Genomic DNA, 4,431 nt, shown 5'->3' on the forward strand with positions numbered 1-4,431 from the left:
TCTCGAACATCGCCCACCGGCCGGCCCGCGCGTCCTCGCCGGCCTTCGTACGGCGGGTGCACGGCCAGCAGCCGATCGACCCGTACCCCTGCTTGAAGAGTTCGTTGACCGGCACGTTGAACCGGGCGATGTAGGCGTCCACGTCCCGTTGCGACCAGGCCGCGATCGGGTTCACCTTGACCTTGCCGCGGCGCGCGTCGAAGGTCACCACCGGGGTGTTGGCCCGGGTCGGCGACTCGTCCCGACGCAGACCGGCGGCCCAGGCGTCGTACCCGCTCAGCGCCCGCTCCAGCGGCTCCACCTTGCGCAGCTGGCAGCAGTCGTCCGGTGACTTGTTGAACAGTCGCGGACCGTACTGGCCGTCCTGCTGGCCGACGGTGAGCCGGGGCCGGATCGACCGGACGTTCACCGGCAGCGTCCGGGCCACCTCGTCACGGACCCGCAGCGTCTCGGGGAAGTGCAGCCCGGTGTCGAGGAAGACCACGTCCACCCCGGGAGCCACCCGGGACACCAGGTGCGCCAGCACGGCGTCGGCCATCGAGCTGGTCACGCAGAACCGCTCGCCGAAGGTCTGCGCCGCCCAGCGGGCGATCTCCAGTGCCGGGGCGCCCTCCAGGTCCCGAGCGGCCTGCTCGGCCAGGGCCCGCAGCTCGTCCGGGCTGCGCCCGCTCGGGTCGGCCGGTGCCGAGGCGCCCGGGCCCACCAGGCGCAGGCTCGTGGCCGAGACGAGACCCGCGCTCACCGGGTCACCGTCCGGCTGAGCAGCCCGATGAACTTCACCGAGAAGACCCGGGTGCAGGCGTGGCACTCCCAGGCGCCGTGCCCCGACTCGTGCGGCCGCAGGTCCTCCTCGCCGCAGTACGGGCAGTGCAGAGGTGCCGCTCGGTTCTCGCTGCTCACCGCAGTTCCTCCTCGTCGACTCTGATCACCCAGTTGGCGAACGTCTCGCCCTCGCTGCGACCGGCCAGGTAGCGAAGGGCCAGCCGTTCCACGTACTCCGGAAGCTCGTCGGCGGTGGTCTTCAGGCCGCGCAGCTTGCGGCCGAACCCGGCGGTCTGCCCCTGCGCCATGCCCAGGCCGCCGCCCAGGTGCACCTGGAAACCCTCGACCTGCCGGCCGTCCGGGCCGACCACCAGTTGGCCCTTCAGCCCGATGTCGGCCACCTGGGTGCGGGCACACGCGTTCGGGCAGCCGTTGATGTGGATCGAGATGTCCGCGTCGAAGTCGCGCAGCCGCTGCTCCAGCCGGGCCACCAACTCCTCGCCACGGGCCTTCGTCTCGACGATGGCGAGCTTGCAGTACTCGATGCCGGTGCACGCCATCGTGCCGCGCCGCCAGGCCGACGGCCGGGCCTCCAGACCGATCCCGCGCAGCGCGTCGACGAGCGACTCCGTCCGCTCCGACGGCACGTCGAGCACCAGCAGCTTCTGGTACGGAGTGAGCCGCACCCGGTCGCTGCCGTGCGCCTCGACCACGTCGGCGAGCTGGCTGAGCTGCGCGCCGGAAACCCGCCCGACCACCGGGGCGGCGCCCACGTAGTGCCGCCCGTCGGCCTGCTCGTGCACGCCCACGTGGTCGATCGGCTTCGAGGGCAGGATCGGCGCTGGGCCGTCGAGCAGCGTACGACCGAGGTAGTCCTTCTCCAGCACCTCGCGGAAGCGCTCCACGCCCCAGTCGGCCACCAGGAACTTCAGCCGGGCCCGGTTGCGCAGTCGGCGGTAGCCGTAGTCGCGGAAGATCCCGACCACCCCGGCCCACACGTCCGGCACCTCGGCCAGCGGCACCCAGACGCCGAGCCGCTTGGCGAGCATCGGGTTGGTGGCGAGACCCCCGCCGACCCAGACGTCGAAGCCGGGGCCGTGTTCGGGGTGGTCGACACCGAGGAAGGCGATGTCGTTCGACTCGTACGGGGTGTCCACCAGCCAGGAGATCGACGTCTTGAACTTGCGGGGCAGGTTGGAGAACTGCTTGTCACCGACGTACCGCGAGACGATCTCGTCGATCGCCGGGGTCGGGTCGAGCAGCTCGTCGCGGGCCACCCCGGCGACCGGGCTGCCCAGCACGATCCGCGGGCAGTCGCCGCACGCCTCGGTGGTCTGCAGGCCGACCGACTCCAGCCGACGCCAGATCTCCGGCATGTCCTCGACCCGGATCCAGTGGTACTGGATGTTCTGCCGGTCGGTGATGTCGGCGGTGTCCCGGGCGAACTCCCGGGAGATGTCCGCGATCACCCGCAGCTGGGCCAGGCTGAGCTGACCGCCGTCGATGCGGACCCGGAGCATGAAGAACTCGTCCTCCAGCTCGTGCGGCTCCAGCACGGCGGTGCGCCCACCGTCGATGCCCGCCTTGCGCTGGGTGTAGAGGCCCCACCAGCGGAACCGGCCGCGCAGGTCCTGCGGGTCGATGGAGGCGAAGCCGCGGTGCGCGTAGATGGTTTCGATGCGGGCTCGAACGTTGAGTGGGTCGTCGTCCTTCTTGATCCGCTCGTTGGGGTTGAGCGGCTCACGGTGGCCGAGCGCCCACTGACCCTCACCCCGTGGCCGGCGCGGCGCTCGGGTCGGGCGAGCCGTCGGGTCCTCGGAACGGGCCGGGATGCTGCTGACCGCCATCGCGGCGTCCTCCGTTGTCTGCTGTGCCTCGGGGCACGCGGGGCGCGGCGGCCGGCCCGGCGAAGCGGGCAAGACAACGGTGTCGGGGACAGCCGGCGCGGAGCGCGCCCGAGACGGATTGGTCGGGCGTCGTCAGTTGGCCGGACAGATCGCGCTGCGCACGCGGCCGTAATCGACGTGGCGACGTGCCACGAAGCGGCGGACGACTGCGGCGGTCATGGGCTCATGCTGCCACACCCCATGGGGGCCGGCCAATGTCCGCGTGCTGGATCCCACATCACGGGCCGGAGGTCAGCCGACCAGTTGGTCACCGAGGACAGTTCGGGCATAACGCACCACCCGTCCCTGGCGTACGCCGACGATCAGGCCGTTGTCCCGCAGCGTGGTGAGGTGGTGCGACGCGGTCGCCGGCGCGAGACCCAGCATCGCGGCCAGCTCACCGGTGCTCAGCGGTGCGTCGAGCAGGGCGAGGGCCGCCGCCCGCGTACCGCCGAGCAGGGCGGCCAGCGCGGCGCTGGGCGGCGGCGAAGCCCACAGCCCGCCCAGCCCACTGGGCGGATAGCAGAGGGCCGGGCCGGCATCGCCCTCCATGATCGCGTGCACCGTCGGCCCGGAGAAGGAGGTGGGCAGCAGCGTCCACGGGCGTCCGTCCAGGCCGGCCGGCAGGCTCGTGCCGACGGCGACCCGCAGTGCCGCGCCGTCCCAGCGGATCAACGGGTGCAGCTCGCGGAGCAGGATGCGCCCACCCTGCTCGGCAGCGAGCAGCGTCCGCCGCCGGATGTCGGCCAGTGCGAGCGCCCGCAGTCGGGGCCAGTCCGGTGCGATCAGCAGTGTGAAGTATCGGTGGAGCTGCGCGACCAGCTCGTCCGGTGTCAGCCGGGGCGCGCCGGCCCGGTCCAGTTGCCGGCGCACCACGGACGGGTCGGTGCCGGCGACCGCCCGCAGCTCGGCGGCCAGGTTCGGTGCCGCCCCGATCGGGGTGAGGAAATCCGGTACGTAACCGTTGGACGACCTGAGCACCGTCAGCAGCGGCTCCAGGCCGGCGTCCGGCAGCAGCCGCTCCGCGCGTTCCCGCCACGGGCGGTGCATCCAGTACTTCGTCGGCTTGCGTAACGCCCAGGAGCTGGCCACCAACTCGGCCAGCGGCGAGTGCACGAACCGGACCCGGCTCAGGTCGTCGGGCGAGAACCGAACCTCGATCACCCACGGATTCGACCACGGTCGAACGGTTCGGCGACAGCGCGGGGCGGCCCGAGGATCCTCGGTATGGAGTACAGGCAACTGGGCCGGTCGGGCCTGCGCGTCAGCGCGGTCGCGTACGGCAACTGGGTCACCCACGGCAACCAGCTCGACGACGACGCGGCGGCCGCGTGCGTGAAGGCCGCCCTGGATGCGGGCATCACCACGTTCGACACCGCCGACCGGTACGCCCAGGGGCGGGCCGAGGAGGCGTTGGGCAAGGCGCTGAGCGGCGTCCGGCGCAGCTCGATCGAGCTGTGCACGAAGGTGTGCCTACCGGTCGGGCCGGGGGCCAACGACGCCGGGCTGTCCCGCAAACACATCATCGAGGGCTGCCACGCCTCGCTGCGCCGGCTGGGCACCGACTACGTCGACCTCTACCAGGCGCACCGGTACGACGACAGCGTGCCGCTGGAGGAGACGATGCTCGCCTTCGCCGACCTGGTCCGCCAGGGCAAGGTGCTCTACGTCGGCGCCTCCGAGTGGACCGCCCCGCAGCTGCGCGAGGGCCTGCGGCTCGCCGCCGAGCTGCGCATCCCGTTCATCGCCAACCAGCCGCAGTACTCGATGGTGTGGCGGGTGG

At 72.1% G+C, this 4,431-nt stretch carries 5 protein-coding genes; 1 reads left to right on the plus strand and 4 read right to left on the minus strand.

Annotated features, from left to right (window positions below):
- The 4 genes from KBX53_RS23665 to KBX53_RS37175 all read right to left on the minus strand — a co-directional run.
- Positions 1 to 742: phosphoadenylyl-sulfate reductase (locus tag KBX53_RS23665; RefSeq protein WP_210861713.1), on the minus strand; the 742-nt coding region annotated here is incomplete at its 3' end.
- Entirely contained in the window at positions 739 to 900 is a 162-nt protein-coding gene (locus KBX53_RS23670; protein WP_167337345.1) for a hypothetical protein, read from the minus strand. The genes KBX53_RS23665 and KBX53_RS23670, both read right to left, overlap by 4 nt.
- Positions 897 to 2,609, minus strand: a complete 1,713-nt coding sequence (locus KBX53_RS23675) for a nitrite/sulfite reductase (RefSeq protein ID WP_030336675.1) — start codon at positions 2,607 to 2,609, stop codon at positions 897 to 899. Before KBX53_RS23675 ends, KBX53_RS23670 begins: the two co-directional genes overlap by 4 nt.
- Positions 2,610 to 2,900: 291 nt before the next feature.
- Complete coding sequence (locus tag KBX53_RS37175; RefSeq protein WP_036412359.1) at positions 2,901 to 3,812, minus strand: helix-turn-helix domain-containing protein; 912 nt, start codon at positions 3,810 to 3,812, stop codon at positions 2,901 to 2,903.
- A 63-nt stretch (positions 3,813 to 3,875) separates the two neighbouring features.
- Here KBX53_RS37175 and KBX53_RS23685 point away from each other — a divergent pair.
- Positions 3,876 to 4,431, plus strand: a 556-nt coding sequence (locus KBX53_RS23685) for an aldo/keto reductase (protein ID WP_210861715.1), incomplete at its 3' end; no start/stop codon positions are given.

This window comes from Micromonospora sp. M51, assembly GCF_018070305.1.
GTDB classification, from domain to species: Bacteria; Actinomycetota; Actinomycetes; order Mycobacteriales; family Micromonosporaceae; genus Micromonospora; species Micromonospora parva.

What these genes read in the sequence shown, in the direction of transcription:
- KBX53_RS23675 (WP_030336675.1), bottom strand. Translation starts at nt 2,609, where the DNA reads ATGGCGGTCAGCAGCATCCCGGCCCGTTCCGAGGACCCGACGGCTCGC.